General features: G+C 42.0%; 20 protein-coding genes and 2 tRNA genes. 12 read left to right on the top strand and 10 right to left on the bottom strand.

Translation table 11 applies throughout. The annotated features are described in order from the left end of the window. Positions 1 to 10: 10 nt before the first annotated feature. The 6 genes from adk to LU276_RS03260 form a co-directional block, all read right to left on the bottom strand. A complete protein-coding gene (gene adk, locus LU276_RS03285; RefSeq protein ID WP_284674235.1) occupies positions 11 to 667 on the bottom strand; it encodes an adenylate kinase in 657 nt (218 codons plus the stop codon). A gap of 201 nt (positions 668 to 868) precedes the next feature. Continuing rightward, on the bottom strand, positions 869 to 2128 hold the full coding sequence (ccmI, locus tag LU276_RS03280) for a c-type cytochrome biogenesis protein CcmI (protein WP_284674234.1): 1260 nt from the start codon (positions 2126 to 2128) through the stop codon (positions 869 to 871). Next, positions 2125 to 2628, bottom strand: a complete 504-nt coding sequence (locus LU276_RS03275) for a cytochrome c-type biogenesis protein (protein ID WP_284674233.1) — start codon at positions 2626 to 2628, stop codon at positions 2125 to 2127. The genes ccmI and LU276_RS03275 overlap by 4 nt, the downstream gene beginning before the upstream one ends. A 9-nt stretch (positions 2629 to 2637) precedes the next feature. Then, positions 2638 to 3216, bottom strand: coding sequence for a DsbE family thiol:disulfide interchange protein (locus LU276_RS03270; RefSeq protein ID WP_284674232.1), 579 nt, complete (start codon positions 3214 to 3216; stop codon positions 2638 to 2640). A gap of 5 nt (positions 3217 to 3221) precedes the next feature. Beyond that, the gene (locus LU276_RS03265) at positions 3222 to 5234 is read right to left on the bottom strand and encodes a heme lyase CcmF/NrfE family subunit (protein WP_284674231.1); all 2013 of its coding nucleotides are present in this window, start codon (positions 5232 to 5234) and stop codon (positions 3222 to 3224) included. Positions 5235 to 5424: 190 nt separating this feature from the next. Beyond that, complete coding sequence (locus tag LU276_RS03260) at positions 5425 to 6735, bottom strand: DUF445 domain-containing protein (RefSeq protein WP_284674230.1); 1311 nt, start codon at positions 6733 to 6735, stop codon at positions 5425 to 5427. A 251-nt stretch (positions 6736 to 6986) separates the two neighbouring features. Between LU276_RS03260 and rsmD the strand changes: the two genes are divergently transcribed. From rsmD to metG, 9 genes are all read left to right on the top strand, one after another. Further along, positions 6987 to 7571 carry a 16S rRNA (guanine(966)-N(2))-methyltransferase RsmD gene (rsmD, locus tag LU276_RS03255; RefSeq protein WP_284674229.1) on the top strand — a complete coding sequence of 195 codons (585 nt, stop codon included), beginning with the start codon at positions 6987 to 6989 and terminating at the stop codon, positions 7569 to 7571. Between the two features lie 273 nt (positions 7572 to 7844). Continuing rightward, complete coding sequence (gene rplM, locus LU276_RS03250; RefSeq protein ID WP_284674228.1) at positions 7845 to 8276, top strand: 50S ribosomal protein L13; 432 nt, start codon at positions 7845 to 7847, stop codon at positions 8274 to 8276. A gap of 10 nt (positions 8277 to 8286) precedes the next feature. Further along, positions 8287 to 8673, top strand: a complete 387-nt coding sequence (rpsI, locus tag LU276_RS03245; protein WP_284674227.1) for a 30S ribosomal protein S9 — start codon at positions 8287 to 8289, stop codon at positions 8671 to 8673. A 552-nt stretch (positions 8674 to 9225) separates the two neighbouring features. Next, positions 9226 to 9810 carry a ubiquinol-cytochrome c reductase iron-sulfur subunit gene (gene petA / locus LU276_RS03240; protein ID WP_284674226.1) on the top strand — a complete coding sequence of 195 codons (585 nt, stop codon included), beginning with the start codon at positions 9226 to 9228 and terminating at the stop codon, positions 9808 to 9810. 23 nt (positions 9811 to 9833) lie between these two features. Then, on the top strand, positions 9834 to 11051 hold the full coding sequence (locus LU276_RS03235) for a cytochrome b (RefSeq protein ID WP_284674565.1): 1218 nt from the start codon (positions 9834 to 9836) through the stop codon (positions 11049 to 11051). Beyond that, positions 11051 to 11773, top strand: coding sequence for a cytochrome c1 (locus LU276_RS03230; RefSeq protein ID WP_284674225.1), 723 nt, complete (start codon positions 11051 to 11053; stop codon positions 11771 to 11773). The genes LU276_RS03235 and LU276_RS03230 overlap by 1 nt, the downstream gene beginning before the upstream one ends. A 192-nt stretch (positions 11774 to 11965) precedes the next feature. After that, the gene (locus LU276_RS03225) at positions 11966 to 12613 is read left to right on the top strand and encodes a glutathione S-transferase N-terminal domain-containing protein (RefSeq protein ID WP_284674224.1); all 648 of its coding nucleotides are present in this window, start codon (positions 11966 to 11968) and stop codon (positions 12611 to 12613) included. 2 nt (positions 12614 to 12615) lie between these two features. Next, a complete protein-coding gene (locus LU276_RS03220; protein ID WP_284674223.1) occupies positions 12616 to 13005 on the top strand; it encodes a stringent starvation protein B in 390 nt (129 codons plus the stop codon). 125 nt (positions 13006 to 13130) lie between these two features. Continuing rightward, positions 13131 to 15170 (top strand): methionine--tRNA ligase, encoded by a 2040-nt coding sequence (gene metG, locus LU276_RS03215; protein WP_284674222.1) that lies wholly within the window; start codon positions 13131 to 13133, stop codon positions 15168 to 15170. A 358-nt stretch (positions 15171 to 15528) separates the two neighbouring features. On the opposite strand, the gene LU276_RS03210 is transcribed toward metG, so the two are convergent. The 4 genes from LU276_RS03210 to LU276_RS03195 all read right to left on the bottom strand — a co-directional run bounded on the left by LU276_RS03210 (position 15529) and on the right by LU276_RS03195 (position 17711). Continuing rightward, positions 15529 to 15605 (bottom strand) — tRNA-Asp (locus LU276_RS03210). Between the two features lie 5 nt (positions 15606 to 15610). Then, positions 15611 to 15686 (bottom strand) — tRNA-Val (locus tag LU276_RS03205). Positions 15687 to 15848: 162 nt separating this feature from the next. Next, positions 15849 to 16556: a nucleotidyltransferase family protein gene (locus tag LU276_RS03200; RefSeq protein WP_284674221.1), complete on the bottom strand. Its 708-nt coding sequence runs from the start codon at positions 16554 to 16556 to the stop codon at positions 15849 to 15851. 138 nt (positions 16557 to 16694) lie between these two features. Then, on the bottom strand, positions 16695 to 17711 hold the full coding sequence (locus tag LU276_RS03195) for an aminoglycoside phosphotransferase family protein (RefSeq protein WP_284674220.1): 1017 nt from the start codon (positions 17709 to 17711) through the stop codon (positions 16695 to 16697). 217 nt (positions 17712 to 17928) lie between these two features. On the opposite strand from LU276_RS03195, the gene lptD reads away from it, so the two are divergent. The 3 genes from lptD to LU276_RS03180 all read left to right on the top strand — a co-directional run bounded on the left by lptD (position 17929) and on the right by LU276_RS03180 (position 23012). Next, positions 17929 to 20580: an LPS assembly protein LptD gene (gene lptD, locus LU276_RS03190; RefSeq protein ID WP_284674219.1), complete on the top strand. Its 2652-nt coding sequence runs from the start codon at positions 17929 to 17931 to the stop codon at positions 20578 to 20580. Between the two features lie 156 nt (positions 20581 to 20736). Then, complete coding sequence (locus LU276_RS03185; protein ID WP_284674218.1) at positions 20737 to 22050, top strand: peptidylprolyl isomerase; 1314 nt, start codon at positions 20737 to 20739, stop codon at positions 22048 to 22050. 215 nt (positions 22051 to 22265) lie between these two features. Beyond that, entirely contained in the window at positions 22266 to 23012 is a 747-nt protein-coding gene (locus LU276_RS03180; RefSeq protein WP_284674217.1) for a lytic transglycosylase domain-containing protein, read from the top strand. Positions 23013 to 23142 lie beyond the last annotated feature (130 nt).

The following is a 23142-nucleotide window of genomic DNA, read 5'->3' as shown; positions in this document are numbered from 1 at the left end:
AATTGACCAACTAGCCTTTTAATACCGCAAAAATTTCATCACGAACCGTGTCAATGTCTTTTGTGCCATCAAACTTGTGATAAGCAGGAGCATTTTCACCTGACTGAGCTACCGCTTGATAATGACCGATTAGCGTCGATGTCTGTGCATGATACACCGATAGGCGGTCTCTAACCACCTCTTCTTTATCATCATCACGCTGTACCAAGTCCTCGCCTGTAACATCGTCTTTGCCTTCAATTTTAGGGGGATTGTGAATGATGTGGTAGGTGCGTCCAGATGGCAAGTGAGCACGGCGACCTGACATACGACTGACAATCTCATCATCAGGCACACCAATCTCAATCACATGGTCAATATTCACGCCAGCATCCGCCAAAGCCTGTGCTTGAGCAATGGTTCGTGGAAAGCCATCAAAAATACAGCCATGCGTGCAGTCAGATTGTGCAATGCGTTCTTTAACCAAATTGATAATCAGCTCATCAGAAACCAGCTGACCTGCATCCATCACACTTTTGGCAATCTTGCCCAGCTCCGTACCTTCTTTAATGGCAGCACGCAACATATCGCCTGTTGATATCTGAGGGATATTAAATTCCTTTGAGATTAGCTGTGCTTGTGTGCCTTTACCTGCACCTGGTGGACCTAATAAAATAATACGAAGCATGATATTCTCCAAACAATAAAACAACCTTTAATAGACCTTACACTATAAATCACCAAGACAGATTGTTCAAGTGATTTTTACACACTAACGATTTTATCCCCCAAACTCATAGAAAAACACAACTTACTATTCATAAAAAAATAGCACCCAAAATCATGGTGCTATTTTCGTTATCTTAGCCGATTGGAATCATTTTTGCCGTTAGGGGATAACCTGTGAGATTGTCAAGAAAACAGCATTGGTTGCCCTAGTAAGCGGTACAGGATTTGCAGACAAATCTCCTGATTCAGAGATCGCACCACCTGAATGGCTGATGCGAGCATTCACAACAAGCTCATCATTTTCTCTACCGACCGTGAGCGTGCGTTCAGGCATCATGGCATCTAAGTCGCTAAGCGATACTTCAAACTGCCCATTTTGGATTTGATTGACAGGCAGTCGCTTAACAGCATATGGTGCACCACCCTTGCTAGAGACAATAGAGATGAACAATACATCGCCTTCTTGAATCTGGGGCATAAGTTTTGTGTCAATACCAACACCGACTTTGACACCTTGAGCCGCCTTAGCTTCTTGAGTGTTGATGTTTTCAAGCAAAGTATCAATACTAGCCAACGCTTCGCTTCTATCTCCAGATTTGGCGGCGATATTTGAACGAAGCTTATGCACCCACGCCTTTGCATTCACAAAATTACCCGCACGAATCTCTCCCATCGCCATCATCATCTGTGCACCTTCATGCTCAGGTGTGCTACGCAATATACCAAGTACGATTTCTTTTACGGTTGGGTCTAATGAGCCATTATTCATAAAGAAACTTGCCTGTGCATAGGTCATGGCAATCTCAACATTATCAGGCTCCAATCGATTAGCACGAGCTAAAGCCTCTAATGCCTGTGGCTTAGCATCCAAAGCAGTAAACAGCTCAGACAGTCGCATCCAGCGGTTAGCATCATAAGCATGAGTATGCACATTAGTTTGCATGGCAGAAATTAATGCAGCACTATCTTTAGTTGCCCACTCTGGTGGTGTATCAATCTTGCCTGTTAATAGGTCGTCCGCAACCTGCCCTACTCTATCTTGAGCTTCCCACAGCGTAAATACAGGAGTGCGATCAGCCGTTGTCAAATAAGCCAATGCCGCCAAAAGCGGAATCCACACCATGACAATCAGCCTTGACTTAGTGCCTACAGGTGCATATCGATCCTCATGTTTTTGGGCGGCTATCAGCTGGCGTTTTAGCTCGGTAGATTGAGCATGATAATACGCTTCATCTATCACACCTGCTTGCTTATCAGCATCAAGCTCCGCAATACGATGATGAAACACCTCCACATTAACCGCCATCAAACGGTTATCCATCGCTCGGCGACTTTTTAACCATGGGAAAATCACCACCAAAGCCACCAACACCGCCAAAACAGCACATAAGGTAAAAAACAATAATAAACTTTGACTCATGACTTACCCTTCTTATCATTTGGCGTGCTGTGCGTATTTAAAATCCTTGATAACTCTGCTTCTTCTTGGCTATTTAGGGTGTCAATATCTTCATCAGATACATTCATTACTTGGTTGCGTTGCCTCTTCGCCTTAATTACCCAGCCCAATACAAGCAATATCAACAAAATTGGTGGGAAAAACCATAAAATCCATGTTGATGGGCGAATGGGTGGTTTGTAACTAATAAAGTCGCCATAACGCTCAAACATATAACCACGAATCTCAGCATCACTTCTGCCATCACTGATCATCTGATAGGTTTTTTGTTTTAAGTCTAAAGCGATGGGGGCATCAGAGCTTGCCAAATTTTGATTTTGGCATTTAGGGCAACGCAACTCTTCAATCAGTGCTCGATAACGAGTTTCATCTTCAGGCGTTTTAAACTCAAGAACATCAATATCCGCCCATGCCGAACCGACCGCTGCCGCCAATATGACCGCCAATATAATTTTTTTCATCACACCCTCTTAGCTACACGCCTGTACTTTGGCATCTTCAGATAATGTTGTATCACCTACCGCCATCAAACACGGCTGAATCTCATTTGTCCAGTTTGTCTGATTAACCTCACCCAAAATATGCTTATATACCACGCCTGCACCATCAACCACAAATGTCTCAGGTGCACCTGTCAATCCCAAATCAATGGCATACTGCCCATCTAAATCCTGCACCGAGTAGATAAATGGGTCTTGATACTGATTTAAATATCCTAATGCGTCAGAGAGTTCATCTTTATAATTCACACCGACAAGTGGCACGCCTTTTTCATGCAGCTGCATCAAAAATGGATGCTCCACTTTACAGGTTGGACACCAAGAACCCCAGATATTAAGCAAAAATGGTGTTTTGGGTAAATCCTGATTGGTCATCATGCGTGAAGTATCTGACAACAATGGCAAACTAAACTCAGGCAAGGGTTTGTTCATTGAAGTACTAATTTTAATATCCGTTTCTTTTCCTAGACGAAAATAAAACATTACCATCGCAAGCAAAAACACCACCAAAGGTATGATAAAAAACACACGCTTATTTGACTTTGCCATGAGCATTACTCCACAAACGATTTCAGATTAGAACTAGAATGGGTTGTTATTTTTTTGATGCGATAACGCTTATCCAATATGGCAATTAGACCACCCAACGACATCAAAATCGCCCCAAACCATAGCCAACGAATCATCGGCTTCACATAGACACGCACCGCCCATGTATCTAAGTCTGTTTTGCCATCATCACTGACAATCGGCTCACCCAATGCAATGTATAGCTCATTTAAAGGGCTTGGGTGCAATCCCACTTCGGTCATTGGCATCATTGAGACAACATAGTTACGCTTTTCTGGATATAATGTTGCGATAAGCTGATTATTTTTCTTAACTTGTACGGTAGCACGAGTGGCATCATAATTTGATCCTTTTATGACATCAAAGTCCTGCAAATAAAAATCATAGCCTTGCACATGCACACTATCGCCGACCGTCATTGCCACATCTTTTTCTAGACTCATGGCAGAGACCCCTGCAATACCCAATGCAGTAACCAAAAGACCCACATGGGCAAGTTGCATACCATAATAGCTTGGTGTTAGTTTTTTAAGACCATTCACAAACCCTTTGGCATGACGAGTTTTGTCTTTGATATCTAGCACCATCAAGACAAGCACCCACGCTGATAAGATGGCAGTAATGTACATACCATGGTCAAAATGTACGCTTTCTTCAAGCAGGCTCATCATGTAAGCAATGATTGCACCAAGCACCAAAGCACTCATCGCACCTGTCATCATCATACCAAACAGTGGTCGACTGTCGTATTTATAACGCAGATTCGCACCAATGCCCATAAAGGCAAGTAAGATCCAAGTTGCAGGCACAAACAACGCATTGAAATAAGGGGGGCCTACTGATACCTGCCCCCATTTAAAGGCATCGGCAAGCATGGGGTATAAAGTACCAAGCAGAACCACTAAAGTCGCCACTAACAGGACAAGATTATTAACCACCAAAGCAGTTTCACGAGATTTAAGCTGATAAGTACTCTCAACGGTCAATCGCCACCCACGCAAGGCAAACATCAACAAACCACCGCCAATCACCGCACCCAAAATCGCCAAAATCGCCAAGCCACGAGTTGGGTCTGCCGCAAACGAGTGCACCGAAGTAATCGCACCAGAACGCACCAAGAATGTACCCAATAGCGATAAAGCAAAGGCAAAAATCGCCAGCATGATTGTCCATGCCTTAAAAACACCTCGTTTTTCGGTAACAGCCAAAGAGTGCATCAAAGCGGTTACGGCCAACCATGGCATCAAAGACGCATTCTCTACAGGATCCCAAAACCACCAGCCACCCCAGCCTAACTCATAATAAGCCCACCAAGAGCCAAGGGCAATCCCTAGCGTCAAAAACCCCCAAGCCACTACCGTCCAAGGGCGAGACCAACGAGTCCATACCGCATCAAGACGCCCTGCCCACAGTGCCGCCATACAAAAAGCAAAAGGCACTGCCAACCCCACATAACCCATATACAACATCGGAGGATGAAAAATTAAACCAGGGTCTTGTAATAATGGATTTAAATCCACACCATCCACAGGAATGTTTGGCAAGGTACGCTCAAAAGGACTGGAAGTAAAAATCAACATAAGCAACATCATGACCTGCACCATCGCAAGTATTGACAGCACACGAGCACGCATATCAAGTGGTAAGCCACGACTAAATACCGCAACCAACATACACCAAGTTGCCAAAATCGTCATCCAAAGCAGTAGCGAGCCTTCATGACCACCCCAAGTTGCCGACAATTTATAGTACCAAGGTAGCAAGCTATTAGAATGGCTTGCTACATACACCAAACTAAAATCATTATAAAGAAAGCCTATCATCAATGCCCCAAAAGACACTGCCATTGCCACAAACAATGCCGTTGCCAAACTTGGTGCTAGGCGTTGCCACTGCACTTGGTTTTTAATAACGCCGATGGCGGGTAAAATGGCTTGCAAAATCGCAATAACCAGCGCTAAAATCAGGGCAAAATAGCCCAATTCTGTAATTAGCATAACAACATACCTTCTATATACCATCTTTTGGTATTGATAATTGGCACAAAATAAACAGTGAAATGAAAGACATCTTTGCTGGCAATCTAATGAACACTGGCTAAGACGAATATTTAATAGACTGGTAAATCGTGATGGCTGATGAATATTTATTGCCAATCATCAACCAACTGCTCTAATCCTGCTCTTGTCAAAAAAATACCACCATCAGATGTAGCCAACCCGCCAAAAGCCCTGTAACTGCCCCAAGCACAATCAAGGTCATCTCATCTTCTTTAAAGGCGGGTCGTAGCAGATTTTGAAATTCTTGTGGGGATAAGGCACGAATCCGACTCTCAAATAATCCAAAAATCTTACTGGCTCTTGAGACATTCAGCTTAGGATCTCGGATTGGTATCATGGTTGCGTCAATAGATTTGTCAATGATGGTATCTTTAAACTCATCAAGCTCACGGCTGGTCATGCCGATTTTTAGGCTGGCTGACACCACAGGTGATTCAAGCAAATCATACAAGTGTTTTTTGACTAACGCTCGAGTTTTATCCGCTTTTATTCCATACATCATCTCATGCATGATATTTTCTAGGGTAACCAATTCATTAACAACAATCTCTGCAAAGACGCTAGACACCTCATCTTGACGCTTCATAAAACCGCCCTGCCAAGAATAACAATGAATGTGTGGCAACCGCCAACGAATACCCGATTCATCACGACTAAACACTCGTACAAATGATATGCGTCTTGGCTCAACAGGGTTAAACACCATCCAAATGGCAATCCAGTTAGTCAAAGCCCCCCAGATCGCCGCAAAAAAAGGCACAGTCCAATGCTGCGGCACAAAATAAAAAATCCCCATCTGAAGAATACCAAAAACAAAGCCAATTAAGGCACTAATCTTCCAAATGAAGTTAATTTCTTTTCTACCCACTCTTAAAAACATATCCACCATCAGTTTGCGATCATTTTCCATCTTTTGTACAATCATTTGACGCATGTCCACAAGATTTTCAACATTATGCGTCAAATCCAGTACCAAAGATTTCATAATATTTGATAGCTCTTTATGAGTGTATGCATAGATACGACGACGAATGGCGTAAGGCATACCATTCCATAATCCTTGATGGCGTTCTAGCATAATCTCATCAATCAGATGCTCTAGATTTTTATCCACTGCATCAGCAATGAACTGTGCCATCTCTTCAGGTTCCATCGCCTGAAAAAACTCATCCAAATTACCCAATTTAGATAAAGTCTGATCAACAATAATTCCTGAAATTTTACCTGCTTTGGTGGGTACAATACCCTGCCAACCCAAGCCTTGTAGTCCAAATGGTAGCCCACGAATGCGAATACCCCAAAACTTAATGGGGTAAAATAACATCTCAAGTGCCATCCATACATGAGCCCAAGTTACAAAAGCAGTAACAGGCGGAATGGTAAGCATGGCGATGAATTCTGGGTGTTCTGCAAGGGCTTGCCAAATGGAACTAAACATAGGTCAATCATTGTCAGTAAAAGCGTTGATTATTTTAGCATATTTTGTACTGGGTGTCAGTTTTTCTTAATCTTGCAATTGTTGTCATTATGATTAATATTTTTAATCATCTTCTCTTTTAAGCATTTCATTCAACTAAAATTAGCTTCAAACAGTTTTATAATACCCTAAGCACTATGTTATAATAACTCCAAAACCCACCGAATCTTATTTTATTTATTATCAGATTACTATATCAAATCAATAGATCAATGAAAGCAAAATTCCCAAAAAAAACCAATCAAATACGAATCATCGGCGGTCAGCATAAACGCCGTAGTATTAGCTTTATTGATGCTGAAGGTTTGCGACCCACACCAGACCGCTTGCGTGAAACGATTTTTAACTGGCTGATGGCTGACATTCAGTCCGCTCATATACTTGATGTCTGTGCAGGTTCAGGGGTATTAGGATTTGAAGCCCTATCAAGAGGGGCTGCTTTCGCTACTTTTATTGAGTTTCATAAACAACAAGCATCACAATTAAAACAAACTGCCGCTCAATTAGCACTTCATAACACCACCATCTTTCAAGGCGACTGCTTATCCGTCATTCCGACATTAGCCACGCCTTTTCATGTGGTTTTCATTGATCCGCCCTACGCTCTAAATCTATGGCAACCCATTATTGATAAGCTCATAGAACATAAGCTTATCACACATGGCACACAATTATATGTAGAAAGCGATAAACCCATTGAACACATCATCAATACGCCCATCACCATCATCAAACATACCAAAGTTGGACAAGCCTTGGCATACCTTGTTAGTATAAAATCCAATACCATGAATTGATATCAGTCCACCATCAATGCAATATATCAACCTACGCTCAAGGTTTTATTATATAAAACAGACTAAATATTAATAATCCAAGCAAGCATCACCAATACTAACAAAGCAACCAAATTCATTAAATACGCAATTTATTATTGCACATCATTAGAATTTAAGCTATAATTACCGCTGTTTTTTGAGAGCCCTTCGTTTCCCAACTCTTAAAGCAAGTAAAATCAAGGCTTCGGCTTTTTATTTGTCAACTCTCAAACTCAACTAAATAGGTTTTATATGACTACTACTATCAGTGCCAAACCCGCTGAAGTTGTACATGACTGGTATGTCGTGGACGCTGAAGGTAAAACATTGGGTCGCCTAGCGAGCGAAATCGCTTCTCGTCTGCGTGGCAAACACAAGCCATCGTACACCCCACATGTTGATACTGGTGATTACATCATCGTTATCAACGCTGACAAAATTACCGTTACTGGTAAAAAAGCTCAGGACAAAAAATACTATCGCCACACTGGTTATCCAGGCGGCATCAAAGAGACCAACTTTACCAAACTTCTAGCCCACAAGCCAGAAGATGTGCTACACAAAGCGGTAAAAGGCATGCTACCAAAAGGTCCTTTGGGCTACGCGATGATTAAAAAGCTAAAACTGTATGCGGGTATAGAACACCCACACGCAGCTCAGCAGCCACAAGTTTTAGACATCTAAGGAGAACAACATGGAACGCAATTATGGTACAGGTCGCCGCAAGACTTCTACTGCCCGTGTTTTTCTGTCTAAAGGCACTGGCAACATCGTTATCAACGGCAAAACCCTAGATGAATACTTTGGTCGTGAAACTTCTCGTATGGTTGTTCGTCAACCACTAGAACTACTAGAAGTAACCAATGACTATGACCTATACATTACCGTTACTGGTGGTGGTGCAAGTGGTCAAGCAGGTGCAATTCGTCATGGTATCACTCGTGCACTTATCGAGTCTGATGAAAGCCTAAAACCTGCTCTTAAAGCAGCTGGCTTCGTTACTCGTGATGCTCGTGAAGTTGAACGTAAGAAACTTGGTCTACGCAAAGCTCGTCGTCGTCCACAGTTCTCAAAGCGTTAATCTCGCAATACCCAAAAAAACTCTCGTTCCGCGAGAGTTTTTTATGCCGATATTTTATGTCCTATGCTCCTAGTGATACTAAAAAGATTGTTTCTAAGATAACCTAATCTTAAAAACAATCTTTTAATAACTACATAACTTTCGTCATACAAGTCACTCAAAAAAGTTCATCGCCAATCATCGCTCGCTTCTATCTTGCACCCATTAAGATAAAATATAAGTACACTTTTGATAATTATTAAAATTATTTTAAATATAAGTTAAATCTAATTAAAAATAAAATCATATTAATTCCCACCAAAATGGTTGGATATTGCGCAATTTTTACCAAAAAATGACTTTTTTGTTAATTCATTAAAAATTTTGCGACTTTTTTTCACAACTTAGCAACAGAACAATTTATTTTATGACAAAAATAGCTTAAAATAGACATGTTTAGAAACTAGTAAAATAGGCACAGCAAATGTGGACATGGTATCGTTGAATAACTCCTACCATATCCACACACCCAGTATGGGATTTTTCCCATTCTTTATTCTGGAGGAAGTTTTAATGAGCCATGCCGAAGGCGTGAATATTAAACGCCGTAGAGTCCTAATTGCAACAACCGCCGCCATTGGTGCGGTTGGTGTTGGTGCAATCGCTACCCCATTTGTGCGTTCTTGGTATCCAAGTGCAAAGGCGGAAGCTGCGGGTGCCGCTGTTGTTACAGACATCAGTGGTATTGAAAACGGTCAAATGATTACCGTAAAATATCGTGGCAAACCCATCTTTGTGGTTAAGCGTACCGATGAAATGGTGGCAAACTTAAGTAAAGTTACCCCAAAACTTGCCGACCCAAATTCTGATGGGTCTGTTCAGCCTGAATACTGCAAGAATGAAACTCGCTCAAGAGAACCAAATATCTTGGTTGTTGAGGGTGTTTGTACGCATTTAGGTTGTGCACCAATATTTAGACCCGAGGTCGGTGCTGCTGACTTGGGTGGGGCAGATTGGATGGGTGGTTTCTTCTGCCCTTGCCACGGTTCGATGTATGATTTAGCAGGTCGTGTTTATCGCAGTATGCCAGCACCGTTAAATCTACCTATTCCAGAATACAGCATTGATGGCAGCATCTTGACTGTTGGGGAGGCGTAATCATGAGTATCGCTAAAAAATTGATGAACTGGATTGATGCACGCTACCCAGCTACTGAGACTTATGAATATCATATGTCAAAGTATTATGCACCAAAGAACTTTAACTTCTGGTATTTCTTCGGTGTCCTATCTATGGTGGTGTTAGTCAATCAGCTTGTTACTGGTATTTGGCTCACCATGATGTTTAACCCAAGTGCTGAAGGTGCATTCGCCTCGCTAGAATACATCATGCGTGATGTTAAAGGCGGTTGGTTAATTCGTTATATGCACTCAACTGGTGCTTCTGCATTCTTTGTGGTTGTTTATTTGCACATGTTCCGTGGCTTGCTATACGGCTCTTATCAAAAACCTCGTGAATTGGTGTGGATTATCGGTATGGCAATCTACCTATGCTTAATGGCTGAGGGTTTTTTTGGTTATTTGCTACCTTGGGGTAATATGTCATTTTGGGGTGCACAGGTTATCCTTAATCTACCTGCCGCCATTCCATTTATTGGCGATGCTTTAGGTGAATGGGTAAAAGGTGACTACATCATCTCAGGCATTACGCTAAACCGTTTCTTTGCATTGCATGTTGTCGCTATCCCGCTTATCTTGGTTGGACTTGTATTCATGCACTTGGTTGCCCTACACCATGTTGGTTCAAACAACCCAGATGGTATTGACATCAAAAAACTAAAAGACAAAAATGGTGTACCATTAGACGGCGTACCTTTCCACCCTTACTACACTGTGCATGACATGGTTGGTATCGTGGTATTCTTAATATTCTTCTTTGCAGTAGTATTCTTCGCCCCTGAAGGTGGTGGTTATTTCCTAGAAAAACCAAACTTTGAAGTTGCAAATGCCCTGAAAACACCGGCACACATTGCCCCTGTTTGGTACTACATGCCTTACTATGCGATGTTGCGTGCAACACCTTCTATGTTTGGCTCTGCCTTGCCTGGTGTCATTGTAATGTTTGGTGCAATCGCTATCTTGTTCGTTCTACCTTGGTTAGACCGCTCACCTGTTCGCTCTATGCGTTACAAAGGCACCCTATCTAAGATTGCTCTTGCTATTTTTGTAGTCAGCTTCTTGGTTTTAGGTTACTTAGGTGGCGTCTCCTCTACACCAACAGGAACTATTGTGGGTCGTATTTGTACCATTCTATACTTTTTGTATTTCATCTTGATGCCGTTCTACACATCAATTGAGAAGTGCAAGCAACCGCCAGAGCGTGTTACGGGAGGTCACTAATGAAAGCATTTAACCTAAAAACTCTAGGTGCAGGTCTGCTTTTAGCAGGTGCTGGTATCGTAGCAAGCCCATCAGCGATGGCTGGTGGTGGTCATGGCTGTGGTGAGTATACCGAAGCCGATGGCACAAAAACGACACTAGAATGCAGTACAGCACCCATTGACCTAACCAACAAAGGTTCATTGCAGCGTGGTGCTACCATGTTCATGAACTATTGTGTTGGCTGTCATTCTGCTCAATATGTACGCCACTCACGCATTGCAAAAGACTTGGATATACCGCCAGAATTGGTTGAAAAATATTTGATGGTAAGTACAGATCAAATTGGCAACCACATCACTGCAGGTATCGATCCTGAAGTGCAAGGTGCTTGGTTTGGTGCAGCACCACCAGATCTATCATTGGTAACTCGTCTGCGTGGTGATGACTGGGTATATACCTACCTACTGTCATTCTACGAAGACCCAAGTCGCCCTTGGGGTGCAAACAACTTGGTGCTTGCCAATGCAGCCATGCCACATGTTCTACACAACCTTCAGCAAGAACTTGGTGAAGAAGAGTACAAGAACCGTGTAGGCGATCTGGTCAACTTTATGGCATGGATGGCTGAACCTGTCCGCCACGACCGCAAAGTCTATGGTGCTTGGGTGATTCTATTTTTACTTATCCTGCTTATTCCAGTTTATCTACTCAACAAAGAATTCTGGAAAGATGTTAAGTAATTTAACAATAACCCAAAATGCCAGTGTTTATCACTGGCATTTTTTATATCAGCCAACCTTATTATCGTTTTTATAGAAGCATCAATCAAAAGAGCGATTTAGATTATTAAAATACAAAACTAAGAATTTCCCAAGACTTTCAGCATAAAATTTGATAAACTAGGGCTTCTTTTTTTATTGTTAATTAACCATATGGCAGACTTTTCTCATCTTTTACCGTCGCAATTCCTTCTGTATGGTAATGATGGCTATGATAGCCATGTGGTTAGATTATTGCTTGAAGAAAAGCAGCTGTCATACGAACTTGCCTACATCCAAGACGAACGACCTGAAGAACTGGCACAACTAAATCCTTATGCAACCTTACCCATATTGGTTAATCGTGATTTGGCACTATATGAGATAAATACCATCTTTGAGTATCTAGAAGAACGGCACGGAGCAGCCAAACTGCTACCAGCCACACCAAAAGAGCGTGCCTCAACCAGACAACTTGCGTGGCGGTTGCAGACAGATTGGCTATCACTTGGAAGAACGCTCCTTACTCATCCTGATAGCTTTGACGAGATGCAAGCCAAAATTGCCAGACAAAGTCTATCCAACTCCCTAATTACGCTTTCACCTCTATTTAATAAGCACGAGTATTTTTTATCCGAACAGTTCGGCTGGTGTGATATCTTATTAGCACCACTCTTTTGGCGACTGCCCAAAATGGGTGTGCATTTGCCAGCTCATATCTGCAAACCACTAATCAACTATCAACAACGACTATTTTTACGCCAAAGTTTCAAAAATAGCCTAAAACCTCTACCCAACTATCTGGATAAATACACGGAGTAGCCATGACTTTCACCCCAAAACGCCCTCACTTGGTTCGTGCCTTACATGAATGGATGGAAGACAATGATTTGACCGCCTACCTACTCATCGATGCCACCCACCCTGATTTGGTTGCCCCATTAGAATATGCCATTGATGGACGCTTAGTACTTGCTGCATCCTATCAGGCCACCAAAGATTTACGCATTGATAACGATGTCATTTCTTTTTCAGCACGCTTTGGCGGTGTTTCTCAGAATTTGTGGATTCCTATGGCAGCTGTTATTGGTATTTATGCCAAAGAAAATCCTAACGAAGGCTTATTTTTTGATCCAAACGAATACACAAATACAACACCGACCCAGTCAGATACCAAGCCATCAAAACACAATGGCTTAAAATTTGTGGATTAAACAATCAAGCAACGACTGTCATTATGAAGCGACCAAACTATTATCTTGATTGCTTATGTGATTTTATAAAACATTTATAGTAAAATTTACCCATTTCTTTTGATAAACGAAAAAACAGGTATGCCATGACAAAACGCCAAATATTAGTTACCAATGCCCTGCCCTATGCCAACGGCTCAATCCACATGGGACATCTTTTAGGTTATATCCAAGCCGACATCTGGGTAAGAGCCATGCGGTCTATGGGTCATGATGTCATTTATGTCTGTGCTGACGATGCTCACGGCACCGCCATCATGCTCCGAGCTGAAGCGAACAGCATTAGCCCAGAAGAGCAAATTAAAGGCGTGCAGGTTGAGCATGAACGAGATTTTGCAGGATTTAGTGTGTCATTTGACCACTATGACAGCACCCACTCTGATGCCAACCGCAAGCGTTCAGAAGAGATTTATCTTGCTAATAAGCAAGCAGGCAATATCGCCATTCGCCCTGTAACTCAGCTTTTTGACCCTGAAAAACAAATGTTCCTAGCTGATCGCTTCATCAAAGGCACTTGCCCAAAATGCAAGGCAGACGACCAATATGGCGATTCATGTGAAGTGTGTGGCACAACCTATAATGCCACCGAACTCATCAATCCACGCTCCACCCTAAGTGGTGCAACTCCTGTGGAAAAATCGTCCGACCATTACTTTTTTAGCCTACCAAACTTTGCTGAATTTTTGCAAAAATGGACAAGAGACGAAGGCAGACTACCCATCTCTATCGCCAACAAGCTAGATGAATGGTTTGAAGCAGGGCTTAATGACTGGGATATTAGTCGAGACGCACCGTATTTTGGCTTTAAAATCCCTGACACTAAGGACAAGTACTTTTATGTGTGGGTGGATGCCCCCATTGGCTATATGTCTAGCTGTGAAAATTATATCAAATCCAAACGAACCGAACTGTCTTTTGATGATTATTGGAAAGCTGATAGCACTGCTGAAGTCTATCATTTTATCGGCAAAGACATCGTTTATTTCCATGCCTTGTTCTGGCCTGCCATGCTATCTGGAGCAAATTACCGCACGCCAACTTCGCTGTTTGTCAACGGGTTTTTGACCGTCAATGGCGAAAAAATGAGTAAATCTCGTGGCACATTCATCAAAGCTGAGACCTACTTAAAACACCTAAACCCTGAGTACTTGCGTTATTACTTTGCGTCCAAATTATCCGATAAAGTAGAGGATTCAGATTTAAATTTTGATGACTTTATCGCCAAAGTAAACTCTGATTTGGTCGGTAAAGTCGTTAATATTGCCAGTCGCTGTGCCAAGTTTATCAACACTCAATTTGACAATAAGCTGTCCGATGTTTGCGTAGAACCTGAATTGGTAAGCCGATTTATCCAAGCAGGCGACAGCATTATTAAGCACTACGAGAACCGTGAGTTTAGCACCGCCATTCGTGAAATTATGGCACTTGCCGATCTTGCCAATCAGTATATTGACGACAAAAAACCATGGGCAATCGCCAAAGAACACCCAAACAGCCAAGATGTTCAAGATATCTGTTCGGTTGGGCTAAATCTATTCCATAAAATCATGGTCTATTTATCGCCAGTATTACCAACATTATCAAATGAATCACAAGCATTCTTGAATGTAGAGAGCTTAAATTTTGATGCCCGTTTTAATGTATTAACCCACACCATCAACGAGTTTAAACCGCTTCTACAACGCATTGACCCCAAGAAAGTACAAGCAATGGTTGATGACTCGAAAGAAAACCTACAATCCACTGACAGCAAAAAAGACAAAAAAGAAAGTAAAGCTATGGAAAATACCAACCAAAACAATTTTATCGGCATTAACGATTTTGCCAAAGTTGAGATGAAAGTCGCCAAAGTACTTGAGTGCAATGCGGTAGAAGGAGCGGATAAGCTATTACAATTCACTCTTGATGTCGGTGAGAATAACCCACGAAATGTATTTAGTGGCATTGCTAAATTTTATAAACCTGAAGATTTGCAAGGCAAAACCGTCATCTGCGTTACCAATCTTGCTCCCCGCAAGATGAAATTTGGCATCAGCGAAGGCATGATTTTATCGGCCGAAAAAGATGGGCAACTGACAGTTGTTTTATTGCCTGATAGCATGACCGCAGGAGCAGTACTAGCCTAAGCATTTAAAAAATCGCTGATAAAACATCAGCGATTTTTTTAGGATATTTATTCAGTAAGGTTTCAATTACTCATACCTTGCATATCTGATGATAACCACCGCTCATCACACCACAAGCACAGTAAAAGTTTATATTATAGCCCATCCACACCAAATACACAGCCACCATAGACGCCTCACTTACCTACATCGGTTTAACCCAACAAGCAGGCCTTGTACGACTTGAGCAATGCTTTTTTCTTCAAATATGCGACAGCAAAGAAAACACAACTTGCAAACAAAAAACATAAACAAAAAAAACCCAAGACAGGGGAGACTTGGGGTAAAAAAGTCAAACTCATATAAGTTTGAAATAAGATGGCGCAGCGGACGGGACTCGAACCCGCGACCCCCGGCGTGACAGGCCGGTATTCTAACCAACTGAACTACCGCTGCGAACATGGTGGGCGGTAACGGATTCGAACCGCTGACCCTCTGCTTGTAAGGCAGACGCTCTACCAACTGAGCTAACCGCCCATGTTCTGTTGAACTACTTGAAATTGATTAAGTAAATACTATATTAAGCAACTTCATTGTTCGTTCGTTGTGGTGCGTATTATATAGATTTTTATCAGAGTGTCAATTCTTTTTTTCATAAAAATCTAAAATATTTTGTAAGATTATGATTTTATTAACTATTTAATCAATCTTTAGTTTTCTGGCATAGGCATCAACATAAGACAACCGCTCCAGAGTACCGACATCAACCCATTTATCAATCATGATATCCCCTGTTACCGCATTGTTTAGCATGGCTGTTTTTAAAAACGGAGCAAGCGGAGCTATCTCGCCTACCTCCACCGCATCAATCAGTCTAGGCGACAGCACGCTAATGCCTGCAAAAGTGTGGCTAGGTGCATCATCGCTTTTTGGCTGTACTAAATTACCAGTTAGGGAAAAATCCCCTGCCAGATTATGTTCTGGATTCTCAACAAGCATCAAATGTGCCAAATGCTCAGACAGTTTATGGTTAATCAAGCCAGAAAAATCATACTCTGTCCACACATCACCATTAATTAAAATAAACGGCTCATCTCTTAATAGCCCATTTGCCAAAGCATACTTAATACCCCCTGCTGTCTCAAGTGGCTCATCAAGCACGCTTTCATCAGAAAGCCGCAGATTCACCCCTAAATCCATGCCTGATAGCACAGCAATAATCTGCCGACCAAGATATCCCACATTAATGACAATATCGCAGATTCCCACGCTACGAAGTCGCTCAATGTGCCACAAAATCAGTGCCTTATCCGCCACAGGAACCAAAGGCTTGGGGGTCGTTAAAGTCAAAGGACGCATTCTAGTACCTTTGCCTGCCGCTAAAATCATCGCTTGTGTAATGCTCATGACTTCCTTTTTAATCAATGAAATAAATATTTTGATAAAACAAACTTGCCTATAATGGTTGTTTTTGTAATGGCTGTTCTTGCATCAATGTGCCATAAAGCCAACCACCATTAGACTTTCTCACCATCGTATAGTCTGCTAGGAAAACTTGGCATGATAAGCAGGCAGAACCACCGAGTTTAACCAACTCTTAAATGGCACAACCGCTGTTTCACCATGTGTTTGTAGCCAGTCAAGCTCATTTAGTAAATCTTTCATGACTTTAGGAATATTCGCCAAATAGCGAGCCTTGCCATCTCTTTGATAGAGGCGCACAAAAATACCTAGCACCTTAAGATGACGCTGTACACCCATGATGTTTACTTCCTTGATAAAGTCATCAATGTCGCCATGAAGCTGTTTTAGCTGATGAAATTCGGCAATCTTAGCATTCACCCAAGATTCATCAAAATCCACATAAGCATCACGCACCAAGCTCACCAAATCATAAGTATACGCTCCGATGACCGCATCTTGAAAGTCAATCACTCCCAAGGCATCACTGCCTTTGTCCACCATCAAATTACGGCTGTGATAATCTCGATGCACAACAACTTTTGGTTGTGCTACGATATTCTCTAGCAGATAGGCGGTAAAGTCACGCATGATATCTCTAGCTTCATCACTGAGCAAAACCCCAACATAAGGCAAGAACCACTCGGTGAATAACGCCATTTCGTCAGACAGTTTTTGTTTGCTATATTCAGGCAGGTTTACTTTAGTGGGTAAACTTTGCAACCCAACTAAGGTTTGCAAAGCCTTGGTATAATAGGCATCAACATTTGCCTTATCATCACGGATAAGGTGAGCAAATTCAACCGTGCCAAAGTCTTGTAATAACAAAAAGCCACGCTCAATATCACGAACAATAATCTGCGGTACATTCACCGTGTCCGACATCATGTCAGCGACATTAACAAACTCTGCCACACTTTCTTTATCAGGTGGTGCATCCATGAGCAGGTAAGTTACAGGTACGCCATTTTCATCGACATTTGGCAGATATATGCGATGATAACGGCGAAAACTGGCATCGCCTGCTAGACTTTCTACTCTAAACCCTGTAGCAAGGTTGGCATTCAAAAAAACCATCATCTCATCATGGCGTGTTGTCATATAAGCCCCCAGACTCATAAAAATTGGTAAAGATGGGTCAGATTTTACCATGTTTCTTGGTGATCGTACTGTAAATTTCTGCTAAAATCGCCATATTTCATGATGAAAATCTTACAACCTTTCATAAAAAATGGTGTAAAATAACCAAAAAAATCATGACGATGCTTTATCATCACGACACTTTATCATCAAAAGACAACATACAAGGTTTTTGACTGTGAAACCAAAAAGCACCCTACTTAAACCAAAGCACGCCAAACTATGCTTGGCTGTCAGCATTCACATGGCATTATTTGGTGCGTTGTCGCCAACCAACGCTTTGGCTTACACACCACAATCCGGTCAGCCTATCAAAAAAAACAGTAGCCTTGAGCGCCTATCTAGCTACTATCATACCAAGTCTAATGATGAAGCACGCTGCCAAGGTGTATGGGTGCACCCAAGACAAGAACGCACATCTCTTACTCAAGAGCTAGGACACGAGCAACCAGCCGACCGACAAGTAACGAATGAGTCGCAGGCACAAATCATGCACTCATCAGAACAAAACGCTTATGGGCAAATCAAGCCAGACGCTACTGATGGTACTTATTACGCCCAAGCAGACTATGGCTATTATGGCAATGACGAATATGCCGAATTGTCAGGCAATGTCATCTTAGAACAAAATGGTCAACAAGTTTTTGCCGACAAAATCACTTTCAACCCAAAAACAGGCGAATCTACAGCAACAGGTCAAGTCATCTTTGGCGATACACCCACTCACACTCCAGTCAATCAATCCAGTAGTCAGCAAAAGCTAAATGAAACCAATCAAAGCAGTGCAGGCATCATTGGCGTGGCAAATAAACTGCAATATAATGCTAAAGACAAAACCGCTAAAGCCCAAGATGTCGCCTTTGCTAGCACTACTATCGGTGCACACGGTCACGCCAAAGAGCTAAAAAAAATCAACGACGCCAACTATCAGATGGACGAAGTCATGTTTACTACTTGTCCGCCCACTGAACGCAAATGGCATCTAAATGCAGACAGCATTGAAATTGACACCAACACAGGTCGTGGCATTGCCAAAAACAGCACACTCAAAATCAAAGACATACCTGTATTTTACTTGCCGTATTTTAATTTTCCTATTGATGCTCGCCGTAGCAGTGGATTTTTATTACCTAATGTGGGAATCAATTCTAGTGATGGCGTGCAGGTTGATACTCCTTACTATTTTAATTTGGCCCCCAACTTTGATGCAACGCTAACACCAACCCTGTTTAGTAACAAAAACCCCATGCTTGGTGCTGAATTTCGTTATTTGACCAAAAAATATGGCTCAGGTACTTTTGATGTCGCCTATTTACCCAACGACCGCAAACGCAACAATAAAGACCGCTATCATGTATTCTTTGATCATGAATGGCATGCCAAAAACATCAATAATCTCTCTGCCTATGCCACTTATCGCCATGTATCAGATACTGATTATTTAAATGACTTTGACACACTAGGGCTTAAAAACAATCCTTTAAACCTGCCACGACGCATTGGGGTGAATTATTATAACGAACATCTCAATGCTGATTTTCGTGCAGAGACCTTTCAGACGCTAGGCGGTACAAATCATAACGGTACGCCCATTGCCGATAAGGATAAACCCTATTCAAAATTGCCACAACTGATGGTAGATTACACCCTACCCAAGTCTGATGATGCCTTAGGTCAAAAACTTCGTATCCCAAGCTCACTAGATAAACTTGATATTACAGGTACGCATAATATTGCTTATTTCAAAAAATCCATCAATGATAATTCAGAAAGCGAAAAAAGCGGTTTGCGTATGTACAATCAGCTCTCAGCAAGCTATCCAATGCTGCGTTCGTGGGGCTATCTTACGCCAAAACTAAGCCTTAACCATCTATACGCCTCTTACGATGAAGATAGCTTGACAGCACAAAATTTAATAGGCAAAAAAGGCACTTATTCAGTCTTCGCCCCACAATTTAGCCTAGATACCGCAACTTTCTTTGAAAAATCAGGCTCACCTTTTGGTTGGTTTGATGGTAGCTTGGATGGTTATCAGGTGCTATCCCCTCGCATCAAATATAACCATACCCCCTATAAAGACCAACGCAATATTCCAAATTTTAAAGCTGCTTATGCCGCCATCAGTTACGACCAGCTATTGTCTGACTCATGGTTACTAGGTCATGACCGCATTCAAGACTTGCATGCCATCACACCTGCTCTTAGTTATCGCTACATTGATAAAGATGGCAATACTCGCCTGCATACTGGTGTGGCACAGCAGTTTTATTTGGATAACTTAAAAGTTGGTTTAAAGGATAACATCGCCAAGCACAATGGCAACTCAGGATTGGCTTGGCAGGTTAGTGCACAACCAATAAACAACCTATGGGTAGAATCAGATGGTTCATTCACGCCCAATTATGACCTAAATCACATCAATGCACAACTACGCTATCAACCAAAAGAGCATAGCCTATATAGCCTAGGTGTCATCAATCGCAAAGAAACTCCGGCTTTTAATCAACTGCCTTTGCACGCTTATACTGCCGCTGCTATTTTTCCCATCAACAATCACTGGCGTGTCCTAAGCCAAGCTCAGTACGACTATCGCAACGACCGATTATTAGATGCGTTAGTCGGTATCAACTACGAAGATTGCTGTTATGGGCTGTCGGTCTATGTACGCCGCTATAGAAATAGTCTAAACCCAGAAGCCAGAGCAAACAACGCCATCATGGCGGAGATTCGCCTAAACGGCATAACCAGTGGCGGTCGGTTAAATCGCCTAATGAGCGATAAAGTAATTGGCTATGACAGCACCCAATCTGTATGGCAACAATCTTACTAAACACCAAATGATTTATCTTGCCCAATCGTTACCCATTCAAACACTTTGGTAAAATTTATCTCATGGGTTTGACGATGAGCGTGGCAAATGCTACACTTAATGAGATTTTTTGTTAATAACCTTTTAGCAACTACTTTAAAAATTAAAGGAACTTTCATGCAAGGCAAATTTTTAATCCGCCCTTTATTGATGGGTATGCTTGCCACAGCGACACTTGGTGTTACTCCGATGGCACTCGCTAATATCAGCATCTCTCAAAGCACCGATGGTATCATCGCCGTGGTGAATGACGAAATCATCTTAAAGAGTGAATTGGTTGCCGCTATCGCCGCTCTAAATGCACAATACCGAGCCAATAACATCAATGCCACTTCTACTCAAATTCAACACGCCGCCCTAGATGCTCTTATTGTCCGTAAACTACAAATGGGTATCATCAATCGTGCAGGCGTTACTCCTAATGAAGAAGTCATCAACCGCCAACTGCTTGAAATCTCTCATGCACAAGGTCTAAAATCACTATCTGAACTACAAGCCACCCTTGACGCCAAGCAAAAAGGTAGCTATGCCGCTTTACGCAATCAGCTCATCGAAGATGGTGCGATTACCGCTTTGTGGCAACACCAAATGTCAAACCGCATCAATATCAGCGACCAAGAGATTGAAGCTTTTTTGAAGTCGCCTGAGGCTGCCAGCATCAAACAGTCGCAATATCATCTCGTGCATATTCGTATTCCCTACAGGGACAATGCCAACAGTCAAGATAAAGCCAAAGCTCACGATGTCGCCAAAGAAGTTGCTGTCGCTCTACAAAGTGGTAAATCACTTGGTATGATACTCAATCAGTTCAAAGACCATGAGCCACAATTACAAGGGGCGGATACAGGGCTAATCAATCAAAACGCCATACCACGCCAGCTAGCACCACAAATCACCACTTTGGCAGCAGGCGAAACAACCAATCCTATTGTTAGTAGCACAGGCATTGATGTCGTCAAAGTGGTAGAAAAATCTGATGGCTCAAAAGTCATCATGCCAGAATGGCAAACCAGCCACATTCTAGTACGCGTTGATGACAACCAAAATGCCGCACTTGCTGAACAAAAAATCAACGCACTGTACAATGAACTACAAAAAGGGGCAAACTTTGCTCAATTGGCGGCCACCTATTCTGACGATACAGGTTCAGCACAGCAACAAGGTAGCCTAGGTTGGGTAAGTGAAAACCAGATGGTACCAGAATTTGAAGCGGTGATGAAAAACACCGAAAAAGGCGACTACTCCACACCTTTTCGCTCACAGTTTGGTTGGCATATTCTAAAGGTAGATAATATACGAGAGCGTGATGTTACCTCACAAGTTCACAAAAATATTGCTCGTGAGATCATCTTTGAGCGTATCGCTCCGCAAGCCCAAGAAGACTGGATTCAAGAAATGAAAGCCTCTGCTTACATCAAAATTTTTGAGTAAGCATTAAGATTTTTGATGATGATTTAAATAAAAGGGTGCTTATTAACACCCTTTTATTTTTAGATATTTTCAAGACAATACAGCAAGGCCTGCATCATGCCATCAAGATGAGTGCAAGAATGACCCACTTTGGTTACCAAAGCACACAAAAGAAGCTTGGGCGTATTTACCAAGTCTGTGCTACAATGCACGCAATTTTTGACCAAACAAATATCATGCAAAAAACCCTTTCGCTTATCCTTACCGCCTTATCACTTAGCACATCCACCCTTTCTGCTTATGCACAGATTGATGATAAATTATTAACAATCATTCAGTCTAACGGTAGCGGTGCAAGTAAATTTACTTATATCAGCAGTGGTCAATACGATTCCGACATTCACTATGGCACAAAGCCCACCAAACCCATCCAATATAGCATACCGTACAGCCAAAATATTGGAAGCATTGGCAATAATACCTATGATACTCTCATCAGAGAGTCTGCTACTCGTCATGGCGTAGATCCCGCCTTAGTCAAAGCAATCATACATACCGAATCATCATTTAACCCATACGCCAAATCACCCATGGGAGCTCAAGGACTTATGCAGCTCATGCCTGGCACCGCTCGTGATATGGGCGTGGTCAATGTTTGGGATCCGGCTGATAATATCGAAGGTGGGGTTAAATATATCGCATGGCTTAGCCAAAAATTTTCAAATCAAGACCACATCATCGCCGCCTATAACGCAGGTCATGCCAATGTCAAGCGATATGGTGGCATTCCACCATTTAAAGAAACACGAAACTATGTACACAAGGTTAATAGTCGCCATCAAAACCTATATGCTCACGACACCAATCTATCTCAAGGCGGATATCAGCTAGCGATGAATATGGATTTAAGCATGACAACCACCATCAAAAAGATTGAACGGCCCACAGGCATTAACATTAACACCACTACAGACGGTGAATAAACCATACATCAACGCCAAGCACAGCAATGAACCAAATGCAAGCCAAAACTTTTGATTCACTACCCATTTTTGTGAATTATACCAACTTATTGTGTTTATTTTTTGTGCATCAGGTGGTAAAAGGCTTTTA

This window comes from Moraxella haemolytica, assembly GCF_030177935.1.
GTDB lineage: Bacteria > Pseudomonadota > Gammaproteobacteria > Pseudomonadales > Moraxellaceae > Moraxella > Moraxella haemolytica.
Note: the sequence above shows the minus strand (reverse complement) of the source record. Positions and strands in the feature narration are given on the sequence as shown.